Here is a 14,735-nt window from a genome sequence, read left to right on the forward strand (position 1 = left end):
ATGCGCACGGGTGATTTCAGTCCAGGCCATCGTGATCTCCATCGAATCTCGCAAATCCGACGGAATCACAACCTGCTGAAATCACTCAACTCTTTTTGGAACGGACACTAAGTGCCAACAGGTGGGTTTAATCGGATGCTATCTCAACTGGAGACGCGTGCGGACGCCAACCTTCGGCCCGCTGGGGTGCTCATCCTTGGCGGGGCGCACGGGACGCTGGCACTGGCCAGAAGCCTTGGCGTTCAGAAAGTGCCTGTCTGGCTGGTGAGCAACGACACACCGTTGCCCAGCTTTTCGCGATATGCTCACCGGACAATGACGTGGCCTGGTCCCGATGACGGTGGTGCCGTCGCCTTCCTGCTCAATCTGGCTAAGGTTCACGGGCTTAGTGGCTTCCTGCTGATCGCCGGCGGCGACCCCGAAGTTCGCTTCGTATCGCAATCGATCGACGAACTGTCCGCCGTGTTTGACGTGGTGCTGCCACCCTGGGAGCAGCTGAAATGGGTTTGTGAAAAGCCGCTGCTCTATCGCAGGGCGCGCGAATTGGGGCTTGCCGTTCCGCTGACCTATGAGATCACGTCGCTCAAGCAGGCAGCGGCAGCCGAACTTCGCTTTCCCGTCATCCTGAAGCCGAACATGGGCGGGCGCAGCCGTTTTGCGCGCGCCAAGGCCGTTCTCACTAATGACAAGGCATCGTTTTTGACAGCCTACAGATGGGCTGCCGAAGAGATCGGCAGCGAGAATGTCGTGGTTCAGGAAATGATACCGGGCGGAGGAGAGAGCCAGTTCTCCTATGCGGCGCTCTGGCACGACGGCGCGCCTGTGGCGGAATTCACCGCTCGCCGCACGCGGCAATATCCGGTCGACTTCGGCTATACCAGTACCTTCGTGGAGGTGGTCGACGAACCGCAGTTGATCGACGCCGCGCGCCAGCTGCTCGGATCGATCGCGCATCACGGGCTGGTGGAGGTCGAATTCAAGCGCGATGCGCGCGATGGCTCGATGAAGGTGCTCGACGTCAATCCACGGCCCTGGACATGGTTTGGACTGGGCGCCGCCGCCGGCGTCGACCTCGGCGCCATGCTTTGGGCGATCAAATCGGGCCAAACGCTGCAGACGGCTTCGGCGCGGTCCAATACGTCCTGGATGTATCTGGTTCGGGATGCTGTCGCGGCCCTCAAGCTGATCTCGAGCGGCCGGCTGACGAAGCGAGCCTATCTCATCTCATTCGCCAAAGTACGGGCATGGGCGACATTCCAGGCAAATGACCCGATGCCGGGCCTGATCGACTTGCCGTTGACGGGCTGGAGAGTGCTGATGAGGCGGATCCTTCGGCTTTTGTGAGCAGGGCAATGCCTGGAGGAAGCCTCTCTTTCCGCAATCTTAACCGGGGAATGTTTAGGACGGCGGCGTGACGGAGGGAGTTCCCCAGCTTGCAGAAACAGACAGGCGAGACCGCTGACATGACCGCTTCCATGCCCAGGACCGACTGCGAGGTGGCCGTGATCGGTGCCGGTCCATTCGGGCTGGCCGCCGCCTCGGCCCTCAAGGCGGCAGGCGTCGATACGCTCACGCTCGGCGGTGCGATGTCGTTCTGGCGTGACCATATGCCGAGAGGCATGAGGCTGCGCTCGCCCTGGCACGCGACCTATATCGGCCACACGAAAGGTCCGCTTTCGCTCGATTCCTACGCGAAAGTCCTCGGCATCTCGCCCCGTGAACCGCTGCTGCTCGAAAACTTCGTCGACTATGGATTGTGGATTCAAGCCCAGGCGGTTCCGGATCTGGATGCGCGCAGGGTAGACCGCGTCGAAACGACGACCGGCGGATTTCGTCTGGCACTGGCTCATGGCGATGCTGTCAAGGCGCGCCGCGTCGTCGTTGCCACCGGCCTGATGAACCAGCAACTGATCCCCGCCGTCTTCGACGCAATCCCACGCGAACTGGTCAGCCATGCCAGCGAACACACTGGTTATGAGGCCTTCCGCGGCAAGCGCGTCGCTGTCATCGGGCGTGGGCAAAGCGCGTGCGAATCCGCCGCGTTGCTCAAACGAAACGGGGCCGATGTCGAACTCATCTGCCATGGCGACATCCATTGGCTGGGGTATCGGGCGCTGTCGGGAAAGCAGAGCTGGAGCTTGCGCGACTTCCTGTCGGAGCGGCTCGCATCGCCTTCCAGGGTCGGCCCGTTCCCGATTTCCTGGCTGGTCGAGGTTCCAGGCTTCGTGCAACGGTTCCCAGAGGCAGCCCGAGCCGGGCTCAACAGGCGCAGTCTCGGCGCCGGCGCGACAGGCTGGCTGAAACCGGACTTCGACGGCATAAAGATCAATGCCGGCAGCAGGATCATCAGTGCGTCCGCCAAAGGCAATGCCATCGAACTGCGGTTCGAAGGGGATGCCGCCACCTTCGATCACGTCCTGCTCGGCACCGGCTACCGGATCGATGTCGCAAAGCTCGGTCTGTTTGCGCCGGACATGCTTGCCGCGATTGCGCGCCGGGAAGGATTGCCGGTGCTCTCCGCAGGATTCGAGTCCAGCATTCCAGGTCTGCATTTCGTCGGTGCGAGCGCGGTCGGCAGTTTTGGCCCGCTGATGCGGTTCACTGCCGGCACGCCGTTTGCCGCGCGCACTGTCGCGCGTTTCATTCAGATGGCCAAAGACAGAAGTTACACTGCTGCCTGAACCTGAAAGACCGCGTAGTCGATGGTGCGGATCGCATCGCGGAAGCCGGGCATCGCCGGCACGGACAATTCCTTGAAAATGCCGGTTTCGCGGATTGCCGGCCGCGCCCAGTCGATGGCGCGATGGCTCGAGCTTCCATAGACGACGAAGCAATCCCGCGGGTGGCGTTCGAGCGACGCCACGAGATTTTTCAGGACGATGTCGAAAACGTCCTTGGAAAAGGGATTGTAGAAATAGACCACCAGGGGCGCTTCGGGAAAATCGTAAGCCGCCGCATCGGCCTCGACGATGCTAAGCGCCCGGCATTTCTGCGACGGGTCTCTGAAACGCTCGATGTTGCTTCGGGCGATGTCCACCAGTTCGCGTGCGAACTCCACGCCGATGATCTCGGCGAAGGGATAGCGTGACGCCAGCAGCAGCGTTCGCGATTTTCCCGAGCCGATGTCGATGAATGTATGGTCATGGAGATCGCGGGGCAGCGACTTCATGATGAAGTCGAAGGTTTTGGGCGACGTGCAGACGGCTTCATTGCCCTTGGCGCGGTGCGGGCCGACGACATTGAGGGCGCCGAGCTGGATCGAGCCGGCCGTATCGACGCCGTGCCGGCGATCCCATTTCCGCGCGAGACGGTCGGCGAGCATATGCCTGATGTTACGCTGGACAAAGCCAAGGCTTGCGCCGAGGCCATGCCGGTGGATGAGCCTCAACGGTTCCAGCAGGCCGTGCTGACGGATATGGGACCATGCCCGGCCAAGACGGCCGAACGAACGATCTTCGAGGCTGTTCGAGCCTAGCTTTCGATGTTGAAGATCGGACAATGGAATGGCTCCAAATGAGGACGCTTTCCAGAGGTGCTCGCAGACGACCCTTAAGATTCGGCGAATGTTGCAAGTGAGAACGTGGCAGCCCAGCAATTTACGCAGTTCGAGGCAATTCTTTCACACACCTGTCGCGCGGTCTGATTGCAGATTTGCTCCCGATTCATGCTTCCCCGGGATCCTCCTTGCGTCTCTCACGTGAGCCAAAGAACACCAGAATCGAACCGAGAACCACCCAAATGTCGGCCATATTGAAGATGACGGAATACCAGCCGCCTACGTGCAGACCTATAAAATCCGTCACCATCCCTATGGTCAGCCTATCGACGAGATTACCGAGCGCACCGGCTGCCATGAGACCAGCGCCAACGATGACCTGTGGCCCTTGGGCACGCGCGACCCACCACCAAAGACCAAGGATAGCAAGCACGGTTACCGTCACCAAAACCATGAGATCTGTTGTGGTGCCACCTGACAGCAGGCCGAACGTCGTGCCCTCGTTGTACCGCGGGCGCAGCGCCAAAAACGGCAATGGGTCGAGCCCGTCGGGGGATGGAAGCGACGCGCGTACCCACATCTTTGTCCCCAAGTCGAGCATCAGCGCTGCGACGGAGACGATTGCCGCCACAGCCTTGGTTGAATGAAGCCACGCCGCGGCGGCGCTTCCCTTGGTTTCGATTTTCAAATTCTGCTCTCAGGTAACAAACTGACCCATGACATATATATGGGTTGGAACAGAAACCAGCCGCGATCATGGCGCGCTCGCACATGGACGAACATCAACATCGTAGTGCGGTTTGTGCGCCAGATCATTCGAATGACCGCGGCGGCAACCCCGGCCTGCCCCAATCGTATTGCTGATTCAATTATAGTTCAGCCACATCGCCGGGAACGTTGACACCTCGCGGGGCAATTCTTTGGGATTGTCAACGATGCCGCATCAAATTTGGCTCTGCAGCCTGCTAGCGTGAATAGACTGCGCCAAGTGCAGGCATAGGGGATAGGGTTGCCTTGACCCTGCCAAAACCCTGCCGCATGGTCCGCGCGCAAACGCGTTTCGCAATCGAGAGCTCCCCGTTGAACGAATATTTCCTGCTGCCGCTGGCCTCCCTGCCCTTCCCCAATATCAACCCGATCCTCATCCAGATCGGGCCGCTGGCGGTGCACTGGTACGGCGTCGGCTACATCGTCGGCATCCTGTTCGCCTGGTGGTATGCCAAGCGGCTCGCCGCCAATGCGAAGCTGTGGCCGAACGGCGTCCTGCCGATGAAGCCGGAAGATCTCGACGACTTCATCGTCTGGGCGGCGATCGGCGTCGTGCTGGGCGGCCGCACCGGCTATGTGCTGTTCTACGATCTGCCGCGCTACATCGCCCACCCACTCGACATCTTCGCCGTCTGGCAAGGCGGCATGTCGTTCCATGGCGGCCTGCTCGGCGTCATCCTCGCCATGACGCTGTTTTCGATCAAGCGCGGCATCCGCACCTGGTCGCTGTTCGATGTCGTGGCGGCCGGCGTGCCGGTCGGCCTTGGCCTGGTGCGCGTCGCCAACTTCATCAATTCCGAGCTGTGGGGGCGGCCGACCGACGTGCCCTGGGCATTCGAATTCCCCAATGGCGGGCCGTTTGCCCGTCATCCGAGCCAACTCTACGAGGCACTGCTCGAGGGGGTGGTGCTGTTCCTCGTGCTGCGCATCCTCACGCATTCGCGCCTCAAGCTGAAGACGCCGCGCTTCGTCGGCGGCGCCTTCATCTGCGGCTATGGCCTGTCGCGCATCTTCGTCGAGTTCTTCCGCGAGCCCGACCAGCAGCTTGGCTATCTCCTCGGCACCAACTGGCTGACCATGGGCATGATCCTTTCTACCCCGATGGTGCTGGCCGGTATCTGGGCGATGCTGACCGCCAAGCCGGTGGCACAGCCGCAACCGGCATGACACGACTGAAAACCAGGATCATCGAGCTGATCGGTGCGATAAAAACCATAGCCGCAAGTGGCGTATGCGAGTTGCATGACTGAGGCGGCAAAGTGTCGACCGCGAAACGCTCGTCGTTGTCCTCATCAGCGGGACCAAGCTTTGTCGAGCAACAAACGAGTCGATACACCCAGAACAAAGTGGCCGATTGTTCCTGTGGCCGCTTGAAACCGTGCGGTGCCGATTTGCTCTCTCTGCATCGCGCCTAGTGAACGCTTGCAACCGCGTCCTCGCGGCCCTCGTTGATCGTCACCCAAACGCCTGAATTCTGGTCCGATTGGCGCTTCAGGTAGGTATTATCGGTGTCGGTCCAGACCAGCACCTTGGATTCCAGATTGTCGAGGATGAAATCGCCGAGGCTAGTGCGCACGGTGAGCACCGCATGGCCATCGCCGTTCGACCTGCGCGCCACAGTGATCAGCAGGTCACCGGCCGGCAGACCGACGCTCATCAGTTCGCGACGCTTCTCCAGCGCATAATCTTCGCAGTCGCCGAACCCGGTATCGGGATAGGACCAGACTTCTTCTTTACCCCATTGTTCGATGTCTGTGAGGGGCTTGACCCTGGTGTTGACCGAATTGTTAATGTTGACGATTGTCGCCCACAGCTTGCGGGTCAATTCGACCGGCGCCTGCTTCGGCGTCCTCTCGTTGCATTCCTGCGGAAGTTTCTGGCAGAACTCGTAGTGGCCGACTGGCTGGGTGGTGCGGATGCCAGTATGCATGAAGGCCGGTCCTGCAGCATATGCAGTTCCCCAAGCGGAAATCTGAATGGCCGTCGCCAACAGCAACAGCTTGCTCGCCGTTTTTTTCATTGCTTTAGTCTCCCCGGTTCGAGGAGGCATACTGGCATAGGCGGATTTATTTGACGGAAAGTCACAAAGTACGTATTAAGTAAAATGCCGGTCGAGTTAGTAGAAATATTGAATCGCATAGATCTAAAATTATCAGAAATAACCCCTAAAATTTTAGTGACTTTGCCGGGCGGTGCCTCGGCAGATTGAGGCGGTGCGAGCACGGTCGCGGGATTCGGCGCAGCGTACCCTTCCGTGATTGCGTATTGGATGGGATCAGCCCTCCGATCACGCTTTGGTGAGGGAATTGCCCAAACGCCGCAGCCTTTGCTTTTGACTTGCCAAAACCGCATTTCGAGATCAGCCTTGGGCCATGAAGGCAAGTTTGTCGTCAAAACATACGCTCGTTATGCTGCTCGCAGTCTTCTTGACCGTGGGATTCAGCTTGTCTGCCGCTCAGGCCAGCATCATGTCGACCATGATGAAGGTCGACAGTGCCATAACGATGCAAGCCAATGCCGGCATGGGCAAGATCGCCGACACCGCCATGAGTGGCGACTGCAAAGCATGCCTAAAGGATGTAGGCGGCAACGGCGGCCCGATTCACTGTCCGCCAACCTGCATCGCGCCCGTGCTTGCGGTGTTGCCGCAAGACCTCGCAGTGTTGGTGGTTTCGCGGATAGAGCAGCCCTCGGCGCTGCCGACCCCATTCCTGCGCGGACGAAGTTTCCTGCCGGACCCATTCCCTCCCAGACCCAGCGCTTGACGCCGTTTCAGCCAAAACACGAGCTGATTTCCGGCGCCTAACGTCCACAAGTGCATTGTCATGCTGCGAGCACATGCAGCAATCAATCGATGCTCTAGCATCGATTGGGGTCGTAAGGGGCACAAGGGTGAACTACCATTTCCAAACCTCGCGCCGCGGATTTCTCGTTGCGGCAATGGGTGTTGTCTCGACAAGCCTTTTCAACACGAGATCCCTTCGGGCATCCGAGGTTGATGAGCGTGAACTCAAGGCGATGCACGGTCGCGCCAACCTGGCCGGTCATGAGGGTCCATGGGCCACCATCTGGGGTTATGATGGGACCGTTCCCGGCCCGATATTGCGCGTCCAACAAGGTCGGCCTGTTCGGATTGCGGTCGAGAACGGACTGAACGAGGACACCACGGTCCATTGGCACGGTATCCGCCTGCCTAACGCCATGGATGGCGTGCCGGGTTTGACCCAACCACCGATAAGGCCAGGCGAAAGCTTCGTCTATGAGTTCACGCCGCCAGACGCCGGCACCTTCTGGTACCATCCGCATGCCGACAGCCTGGTGCAGATAGGCCGTGGGCTCGCTGGTGCCCTTATAGTGGAGGAGACTGAACCGATCGCTGTCGATCGTGACATCCTGTGGATGCTTCAGGATTGGCGCCTCTCGGCCGACAAGCAGATATCAGCGGGTTTCGGCAGCGCGATGGATGCCTCGATGTCCGGCCGCGTCGGCAATGTCGTCACAATCAACGGCACGGTGCCTGTGAGCCAGGTTGTGCGCGCCGGCGAACGTATCAGGTTGCGGCTCGTCAATGCCTCACTTGCTCGCATAATGGCGCTGCGCTTCGAAGGCCACCGGCCGGTCATCGTGGCGATCGACGGCCAGCCCTGTGATCCGCACGAACCGGATGACGGCCGCCTTGTTCTTGCGCCCGCCATGCGTATCGATGTCGTGATCGACATGCAGGGCGAACCAGGCAAGCGTTACGCGGTGATCGACGATTTCTATGACGGCCTCGCCTATACGCTCACCACGCTGGCCTATGACAACACATCGCCGCTGCGGACCCATTCTCTCGACGCGCCGCTTGGCCTGCCGCGCAACCCGTTGCAGCAACCCGACCTCGCCAAGGTCGAACGTCAGGAGATCATCCTGCAAGGCGGTATGATGGGTGGCGGCAAGCTCACCGGCGTCGGCGGCATGATGGGCATGGCGACACCCGGCATGAACGGTGCCGCTGCGTGGGCGATCAACGGCATGTCGATGACCGGCGACGGCCACGTCGGCATGACGCCGCAGTTCACCTTGCCGCGCGGCGCAACCTGTCATCTCACCATGCGCAACGAAACCGCCTGGTGGCACCCGATGCACATCCACGGCTTCAGCATGCTGGTGCTTGCGCGCAACGGTTCGCCGGTGCCGCACCGGCAATGGCAGGACACGGTGCTGCTCGCCCCCAAGGACACGATCGAATGCGCCTTCGTCGCCGACAATCCAGGCGACTGGATGCTGCACTGCCATGTCGCCGACCACCAGATGGCCGGCCTCATGACGGTGTTTCGGGTGACCTGATTTTCTCGTCAAACAACGTCGAAACAACAAGGAGAACTGCGATGAAACTGACTTACTCCCTCGCCGCCTTAGCGGTCGCGATCGCCATGCCGCTGCCAGCTGTCGCGGCGACCATCAACGCGGTGATGTACAAAAACCCGCAATGCAGCTGCTGCGAATCCTATGCCAACTATCTGGAACACAGCGGCTTCAAGGTCGACATCAAGCCGGTCAACAACCTGTCCCAGATCAGCAGCGATGCCGGCGTGCCGGCCGACCTCGAAGGCTGCCACACGCTGATGGTCGACGGCTATGTCGTCGATGGCCTGGTGCCGGTCGACATCGTCAAGAAGCTGTTGACCGAACGGCCTGCCATCACCGGCGTCACGCTGGCCGGCATGCCGACCGGCGCCCCCGGCATGGGTGGCGAGAAGGCCGGCCCCTTCATCGTCTACGCCTTCACCAAGGACGGAAAGGCGCCGACCGTCTATGCAACGGAATGAGGTCAGTGTTGATCGATCATCGCGCCATGATCGGGCGGGTGCCCCATGACCCACGGTGACATCGTCCATTCCAACGCGCCGGCCGTCCGCCGCGCCGGGCTGCGACGACTGGCGGTCTTTTTGCCGGCGATGATTTTCGCCGGCCTCGCCGTCCTGCTCGGCTGGGGGCTCACGCGCAACGCATCCGACATACCCTCGGTGCTGATCAACAAGCCGGTGCCCGAATTCAGTTTGGCGCCGGTCCAGGGCCGCACGCTTGGCCTGTCGAGCGGCAATCTGCGCGGCGAGGTCTCGCTGGTCAATGTCTTTGCCTCATGGTGCCTGGCCTGCCGTGAGGAGCATCCCGTGCTCCTGCAACTTGCGGCAAGCGGGACGGTGCCGCTGCATGGTCTCAACTACAAGGACAGACCCGACGATGCCGCGCGATGGCTGGACACGATGGGCGACCCCTACACGCGCACCGGCGCGGACCTCACCGGCCGCGTCGCCATCGACTGGGGCGTCTACGGCGTACCGGAGACCTTCGTGGTGAGCGCCGACGGCCGCATTGCCTACAAGCACATCGGAGCGGTGACCGAGGAGACGCTTCGAAAGACGATCCTGCCGCTCGTCGAGCGGCTGCGGGCCGAAGCGAAGGAACAAAAGCCATGAAGGGATTGGCTCTCGGCGTCTTGTTCGGCGCGCTGCTGTTCGTATGGAAGCCTGCAACTGCGGCGGAAGCGCCGCAGAACTTCGCCGTTCTCGATACGCCTACCGCCGTGCCGGAGATCAGCTTCGCGGATGCTGTCGGCCAGCCGAAAACGCTCGCCGACTACTCCGGCAAAATCGTTCTGCTCAACATCTGGGCGACATGGTGCGCGCCCTGCCGCAAGGAAATGCCGACGCTCGACCGCCTTCAGGCCGAGCTTGGCGGGCCGGATTTTGAGGTCGTCGCGCTGTCGATGGACCGGAAGGGCCCCGACGTCGTGAAAAGGTTCTTTGCAGAGATCGGCGTCACGCACCTCGCCGTCAACATCGATACCTCGGCCAAGGCCATGTTCGAGCTCGGCACTGTTGGTCTTCCGACAACCTTGCTGATCGACCGCGAGGGCAAAGAGGTCGGCCGGCTGATAGGCCCGGCCGAATGGGATTCTCTCGACATGGTCGATTTCATCCGCAGCCGCATTGCCGTCAAATGAGAAATGAATGACATGAGATCGACAGAACTAGTCCGGGTCCCGGAAACATCGCCGGGTCGTGATGTCAAATCCGGCATCGGCTCCTACATCAGCGGCCGGCACGGCTTGATCGCCGCCGGCGTGGCCATTGCCGTCGCCGGCCTAGCCTTCAATTGGTCATGGCTGGTCGCTGCCGGTATCGCGCCGGTCCTGCTCAGCCTGCTGCCGTGCGCCGCCATGTGCACGCTCGGACTGTGCATGAACCGTATGAGGGGCAGCTCGTGTTCGACCGAGAACGCTGCCCCAAAGGAAGGCGCCAACAATCCGAAGGTGCATTCCGCCGACATGGAAGGCCATGGTTGATGTTTGTCCGGGCGGGAAACGAGCCAAGGGTTCGGTGCGTATCATCGTATTCGGACCAATGGATGCGCTTGCTGTGCGGCCTGCTCGCGCTGACGGCGCTGGCCGTCGGCTTCGTCCAAGGCGCGTGGGCCCATTCTCTGGATGAAGTCGACGCCATGCTGCAGAGCGACGAGAAATACTTCCAGCAGATCGACAAGCCGACGCCTGACTTCACGCTACGCGCCGCTGACGGACGCACCGTGCGGCCGGCCGACCTCGTCGGCAAAGTCGTCGTGCTCCACTTCATCTACACCTCATGCCCGGACATGTGCCCGCTGCATGCCGAGAAGATTGCCGAGATCCAGAAGATGGTTAACGCCACGCCGATGAAGGACCGGGTCGTCTTCATCAGCATAACCACCGACCCAGGGAAGGACACACCCGATGTGCTGAAGGCCTACGGGCCGATGCATGGGCTCGACCCGGTTAACTGGGTGTTCCTGACCTCGACCCCGGACCAGCCCGAGGGCACGACCCGCAAGCTGGCGGAAGCCTTCGGCCACAAGTTCACACCGACCGATGACGGCTACCAGATGCACGGCACCGTCACGCATGTGATCGACAAGGAGGGCCGCTGGCGCGCGAATTTCCACGGCCTGAGTTTCGCGCCGGTCAATCTCGTCACGTTCGTCAACGCTCTCACCAACAACGTCGAGCATCCGCATGCCGAGCCGGATCAAGGCTGGCTCGCAAAATTGAAGAATTTTCTTTGATCCATTCACCGGCGGCACGCGGATGCAGGCTGCCTCAACCTAAGGAGAGGTACATGATCGTAGGAGCAAAACAGGTAACCGGGTATCGTGGCGGCATCGTCCGCATGCTGCTGCTCGTGGGCCTGGCAGGATGGTTCCTGCTCAATCCGGACATTCAGGGTGCTGGGACATCGGCGCGTGCAGCTGGCGAAATGTCCCAGGACCAACTCGACCAGCGGATACACGACTACATACTGGCGCATCCTGAGGTGCTCATGGAGGCGCTGCAAAGCCTGGATCAGCGCCAGCGCGAGGCGGAGGCGGCGGAGGCCAGGAAGGTGCTCAAGGCGCGCACGGACGACATCTTCCACGACAAGCAGAGCCCTGTCGGCGGCAATGCGCAAGGCAATGTCACCCTGGTCGAATTCTTCGACTACAACTGTCCCTATTGCCGTGTGATGGCGCCGATCATGGATCAGGCCGTCACCGACGATCCGCAACTCAGGATCGTCTACAAGGAATTCCCCATACTTGGTCCGGACTCGGTGTTCGCGTCCAAAGCGGCGCTCGCCGCCGCCAAGCAAGGCAAATACACGACCTTTCACAAGGCCCTCTACGGAGCGAAGACAAGGGTGACCGAGGCGGTCGTGCTCAGGATCGCCGCCGAGGCCGGGCTCGACGTCGAGCGCATGAAGGCCGACATGCGGCAGCCCGACATCCAGGCAATGATTGATCGCAACACAGAGTTGGCCCAGGCGCTGAGGATCACTGGAACGCCGGGCTTCGTCGCCGGCGACGAGATTTATCCAGGCGCGACCGATCTTGCGATGTTGAAGAAGCTGATCGAGCAGGCAAGGGCTGTCCAGAAATGAAGGCTGCGAGCGCGGATAGCTAATCAATGCCCGAAATCTCCAACATCGGCGTGCTGGCCGCGCTCACGGCGGGTATCGTATCGTTTCTGTCACCCTGCGTTCTGCCGCTGGTGCCTGGCTATGTTTCATTTATTGCCGGCAGGACGCCAACGGATGGGCCGGAGGATCGGACAGCCCGACTGTCGGCAGCGGCATTGAGCCTATGCTTCGTGCTCGGCTTCTCCACCGTCTTCATCGCCCTCGGCGCCAGCGCCACTGCGCTCGGCCGGCTGCTGCTCAGCTACCACGTCGAACTCAATCTCGTCGGCGGCGCCGTCGTCGTGCTGTTCGGCATCTTTCTCACCGGGCTAGTCCGTCCGCGCTGGATGATGCGCGAGGCGCGATTTCATGCCGCCGCACCGGGCGGCCACGCTGTGTCGGCCTACACCCTCGGCCTTGCCTTCGCCTTCGGCTGGACGCCTTGCATCGGCCCGATCCTCGGCTCGATCCTGACCGTGGGGGCCGCCTCGGCGACGGTCGGCGACGGCATCGCCCTGCTGGCGATCTATTCGCTCGGACTTGGCATTCCGTTCCTGCTCGCCGCGCTGTTCACCGACAGCCTGACACAGAGGCTGAAGTCGTTGCGCCAGGCAGGCCGGCTACTACAGCCCGCGGCCGGCGCGATCATGGTCGCCATGGGACTTGCAATGATCACCGGACAGATGTCGACATTCTCTTATTGGCTGCTCGAGCAATTTCCCATCTTCACAAAAATCGGCTGAATGCCGGGAAAGGGATGCGCAATGAACCGAACACATTGCCTGAATCGGCGATCGGTTGTTCTGGGCGGCCTGTTTGGCGGGGTGACGATCGTTGCATTCGTCAGGCGTCCGGATTTGGCGATGAGCGCCGATGATCCCGATCTGGCGGCCCGGTTCAAGGACCTCAGCCAGAGCGGCAACAGCACCTGCTCGGCCAAGTTCACGGAGTCGATCGCGACAATGCCGGCGATATCGCGAATCAGGGGTTCGTGCTGCAGCCCAATGGAGATGAAGCGCTACGTCGCGCAGGTGAGCGGGCTTGCGAAATACCGCGCCATTCCGATCATCCCGCAAGACCCCTACGACATACCGGCGGCAACCGCTCGGCAGGCGATAGCCTATTATGACCTGCAACTCCCCAGCGACGAGCAGAGGGTCTATGATTACGCGATGGCCAATTCCAATGAGAAAGGTCCCTGCTGCTGCCAATGCTGGCGCTGGAAGGTGTATGGCGGACTGGCGAAATACCTGATCCACGAGCATCTTTTCACCGGCGAACAGATCGTGGATGTGTGGAACCTGTCCGACGGTTGTGGAGGAGGGATGTAAGCTCCGGGCTCAAGCTCGGGTGCCGACTCGAAAGGCGCCTGTCTGGTCACTCGGTCACTGAGTGCCGGCGCCGGCACACACATTGGGCGCTTAGCATTGCCCGTAGCGTCGCATCGGCCGGGGTTCTAGACCAATTCTCGGGACTGAGCCCTCACAACTAAGCACTGCGGAACTGTTCCGAATGCTTATGCTCGGTGGTGTTCTTCAGATGCCTCCCATGCAGAGATATTTCATCTCAAGGTAATCCTCGAGGCCATGCCGGGAACCCTCTCGCCCGATGCCGGACTGCTTCATTCCGCCGAAAGGCGCAGCCTCCGAGGACATGCGTCCCGTGTTGATACCCACCATGCCGTATTCCAAGGCCTCGGCCACGCGCCAGACACGCTTCAGATTCGACGCATAAAAATAGGCGGCGAGGCCGTAGATCGTGTCGTTGGCCTCGCGCACGACCTGATCCGCATCCTCAAAGCGGATGATCGGAGCCAAGGGCCCAAATGTCTCTTCTTGCGCCACGGTCATTTCGCTAGAGATGTCGGTGAGGATCGTTGGTTCGAAGAACGTGCCGTTCCTGCCGATCCGATCTCCGCCGCATCGGATCACGCCGCCTTTTCCCAAGGCATCGGCAATGTGGGATTCGATCTTGGCGAGGGCATGTCTGTCGATCAGCGGGCCGATGGCGACGCCCGGATCGAAACCGCCGCCAACCTGAAGTTGGCGGACCCGATCAACGAATTTGTCGACGAACTCATCATGAACGCCCGACTGGACGGCCAATTAAATCGATCTGTCGATCTGAGGCTTAGAGTAGGCTTGACTGCTGGAAACTGATTCGTATTTCTGTCGGGCATAATCGGAACGACTTGGATAAAGTTCTATAAATACTTTGCAATGTTAAGAAATATTAACCTACACTGACCTGACCTAGGGGCTGACCGACGGCCACCGGAGCGCGCGATCGAACTTCGATACTTCCTTGCCGAAAATGTTGCCATGCTCCTCCAACCCGAGGAGAGCAAGCCGTGAAGTTCTCCGATTGTTCCGAAAGTTGGCCAAAATCGCAGCTTCGGGCCGATTAGGGGTCGGAACAAGAACCGTTCCCGCAGACACGCTAAGGTCGAACGAAGCGCGAACACGCGCATAGATCTGTAGATGACGCCACCGGGCTGGTTGAAAGTTTCCGGCCGATGG

Annotated in this window: 16 protein-coding genes and 1 pseudogene; 13 read left to right on the forward strand and 4 right to left on the reverse strand. The window is 60.7% G+C overall.

Features of this window, described 5'->3' with window-relative positions:
- Nucleotides 1-135: 135 nt before the first annotated feature.
- Both FFS37_RS34905 and FFS37_RS34910 read left to right on the forward strand, forming a co-directional pair.
- Nucleotides 136-1,344: a carboxylate--amine ligase gene (locus tag FFS37_RS34905; protein WP_137935441.1), complete on the forward strand. Its 1,209-nt coding sequence runs from the start codon at nt 136-138 to the stop codon at nt 1,342-1,344.
- 89 nt (nt 1,345-1,433) lie between these two features.
- Complete coding sequence (locus FFS37_RS34910; protein WP_232375907.1) at nt 1,434-2,681, forward strand: NAD(P)-binding domain-containing protein; 1,248 nt, start codon at nt 1,434-1,436, stop codon at nt 2,679-2,681.
- Here FFS37_RS34910 and FFS37_RS34915 read toward each other — a convergent pair.
- Together FFS37_RS34915 and FFS37_RS34920 are read right to left on the reverse strand one after the other, a co-directional pair.
- Nucleotides 2,666-3,499: a class I SAM-dependent methyltransferase gene (locus tag FFS37_RS34915; protein WP_232375908.1), complete on the reverse strand. Its 834-nt coding sequence runs from the start codon at nt 3,497-3,499 to the stop codon at nt 2,666-2,668. The two genes, FFS37_RS34910 and FFS37_RS34915, sit on opposite strands and share 16 nt — an antisense overlap.
- Before the next feature lie 163 nt (nt 3,500-3,662).
- Nucleotides 3,663-4,184, reverse strand: coding sequence for a signal peptidase II (locus FFS37_RS34920; RefSeq protein ID WP_137935442.1), 522 nt, complete (start codon nt 4,182-4,184; stop codon nt 3,663-3,665).
- Nucleotides 4,185-4,576: 392 nt separating this feature from the next.
- Here FFS37_RS34920 and lgt point away from each other — a divergent pair, with 392 nt between their 5' ends.
- Entirely contained in the window at nt 4,577-5,431 is an 855-nt protein-coding gene (gene lgt, locus FFS37_RS34925) for a prolipoprotein diacylglyceryl transferase (protein WP_137935443.1), read from the forward strand.
- 244 nt (nt 5,432-5,675) lie between these two features.
- Here the strand turns inward: lgt and FFS37_RS34930 are convergent, their stop codons facing one another.
- Nucleotides 5,676-6,284 carry a transglutaminase-like cysteine peptidase gene (locus FFS37_RS34930; protein WP_137935444.1) on the reverse strand — a complete coding sequence of 203 codons (609 nt, stop codon included), beginning with the start codon at nt 6,282-6,284 and terminating at the stop codon, nt 5,676-5,678.
- 352 nt (nt 6,285-6,636) lie between these two features.
- Here FFS37_RS34930 and FFS37_RS34935 point away from each other — a divergent pair, with 352 nt between their 5' ends.
- From FFS37_RS34935 to FFS37_RS34980, 10 genes are all read left to right on the forward strand, one after another.
- The gene (locus FFS37_RS34935) at nt 6,637-7,029 is read left to right on the forward strand and encodes a hypothetical protein (protein WP_137935445.1); all 393 of its coding nucleotides are present in this window, start codon (nt 6,637-6,639) and stop codon (nt 7,027-7,029) included.
- Between the two features lie 175 nt (nt 7,030-7,204).
- Complete coding sequence (locus FFS37_RS34940) at nt 7,205-8,593, forward strand: multicopper oxidase family protein (protein ID WP_408631474.1); 1,389 nt, start codon at nt 7,205-7,207, stop codon at nt 8,591-8,593.
- 41 nt (nt 8,594-8,634) lie between these two features.
- A complete protein-coding gene (locus FFS37_RS34945; protein ID WP_137935447.1) occupies nt 8,635-9,075 on the forward strand; it encodes a DUF411 domain-containing protein in 441 nt (146 codons plus the stop codon).
- 45 nt (nt 9,076-9,120) lie between these two features.
- On the forward strand, nt 9,121-9,726 hold the full coding sequence (locus tag FFS37_RS34950; RefSeq protein WP_137935448.1) for a DsbE family thiol:disulfide interchange protein: 606 nt from the start codon (nt 9,121-9,123) through the stop codon (nt 9,724-9,726).
- Complete coding sequence (locus FFS37_RS34955) at nt 9,723-10,253, forward strand: TlpA family protein disulfide reductase (RefSeq protein WP_137935449.1); 531 nt, start codon at nt 9,723-9,725, stop codon at nt 10,251-10,253. The genes FFS37_RS34950 and FFS37_RS34955 overlap by 4 nt, the downstream gene beginning before the upstream one ends.
- 12 nt (nt 10,254-10,265) lie before the next feature.
- Nucleotides 10,266-10,595 (forward strand): hypothetical protein, encoded by a 330-nt coding sequence (locus FFS37_RS34960; protein ID WP_137935450.1) that lies wholly within the window; start codon nt 10,266-10,268, stop codon nt 10,593-10,595.
- 62 nt (nt 10,596-10,657) lie between these two features.
- Nucleotides 10,658-11,347 carry an SCO family protein gene (locus tag FFS37_RS34965; RefSeq protein ID WP_232375909.1) on the forward strand — a complete coding sequence of 230 codons (690 nt, stop codon included), beginning with the start codon at nt 10,658-10,660 and terminating at the stop codon, nt 11,345-11,347.
- Nucleotides 11,348-11,400: 53 nt separating this feature from the next.
- On the forward strand, nt 11,401-12,198 hold the full coding sequence (locus FFS37_RS34970; protein WP_137935452.1) for a DsbA family protein: 798 nt from the start codon (nt 11,401-11,403) through the stop codon (nt 12,196-12,198).
- A gap of 26 nt (nt 12,199-12,224) precedes the next feature.
- Entirely contained in the window at nt 12,225-12,959 is a 735-nt protein-coding gene (locus FFS37_RS34975; RefSeq protein ID WP_137935453.1) for a cytochrome c biogenesis CcdA family protein, read from the forward strand.
- A gap of 120 nt (nt 12,960-13,079) precedes the next feature.
- The gene (locus tag FFS37_RS34980) at nt 13,080-13,547 is read left to right on the forward strand and encodes a hypothetical protein (protein WP_232375911.1); all 468 of its coding nucleotides are present in this window, start codon (nt 13,080-13,082) and stop codon (nt 13,545-13,547) included.
- Nucleotides 13,548-13,751: 204 nt separating this feature from the next.
- Here FFS37_RS34980 and FFS37_RS34985 read toward each other — a convergent pair.
- Nucleotides 13,752-14,315 (reverse strand): annotated as a pseudogene (locus FFS37_RS34985) (aldehyde dehydrogenase family protein); the annotation flags it as partial.
- Nucleotides 14,316-14,735: the final 420 nt, after the last annotated feature.

It is taken from the genome of Mesorhizobium comanense (assembly GCF_005503535.1).
GTDB lineage: Bacteria > Pseudomonadota > Alphaproteobacteria > Rhizobiales > Rhizobiaceae > Mesorhizobium > Mesorhizobium comanense.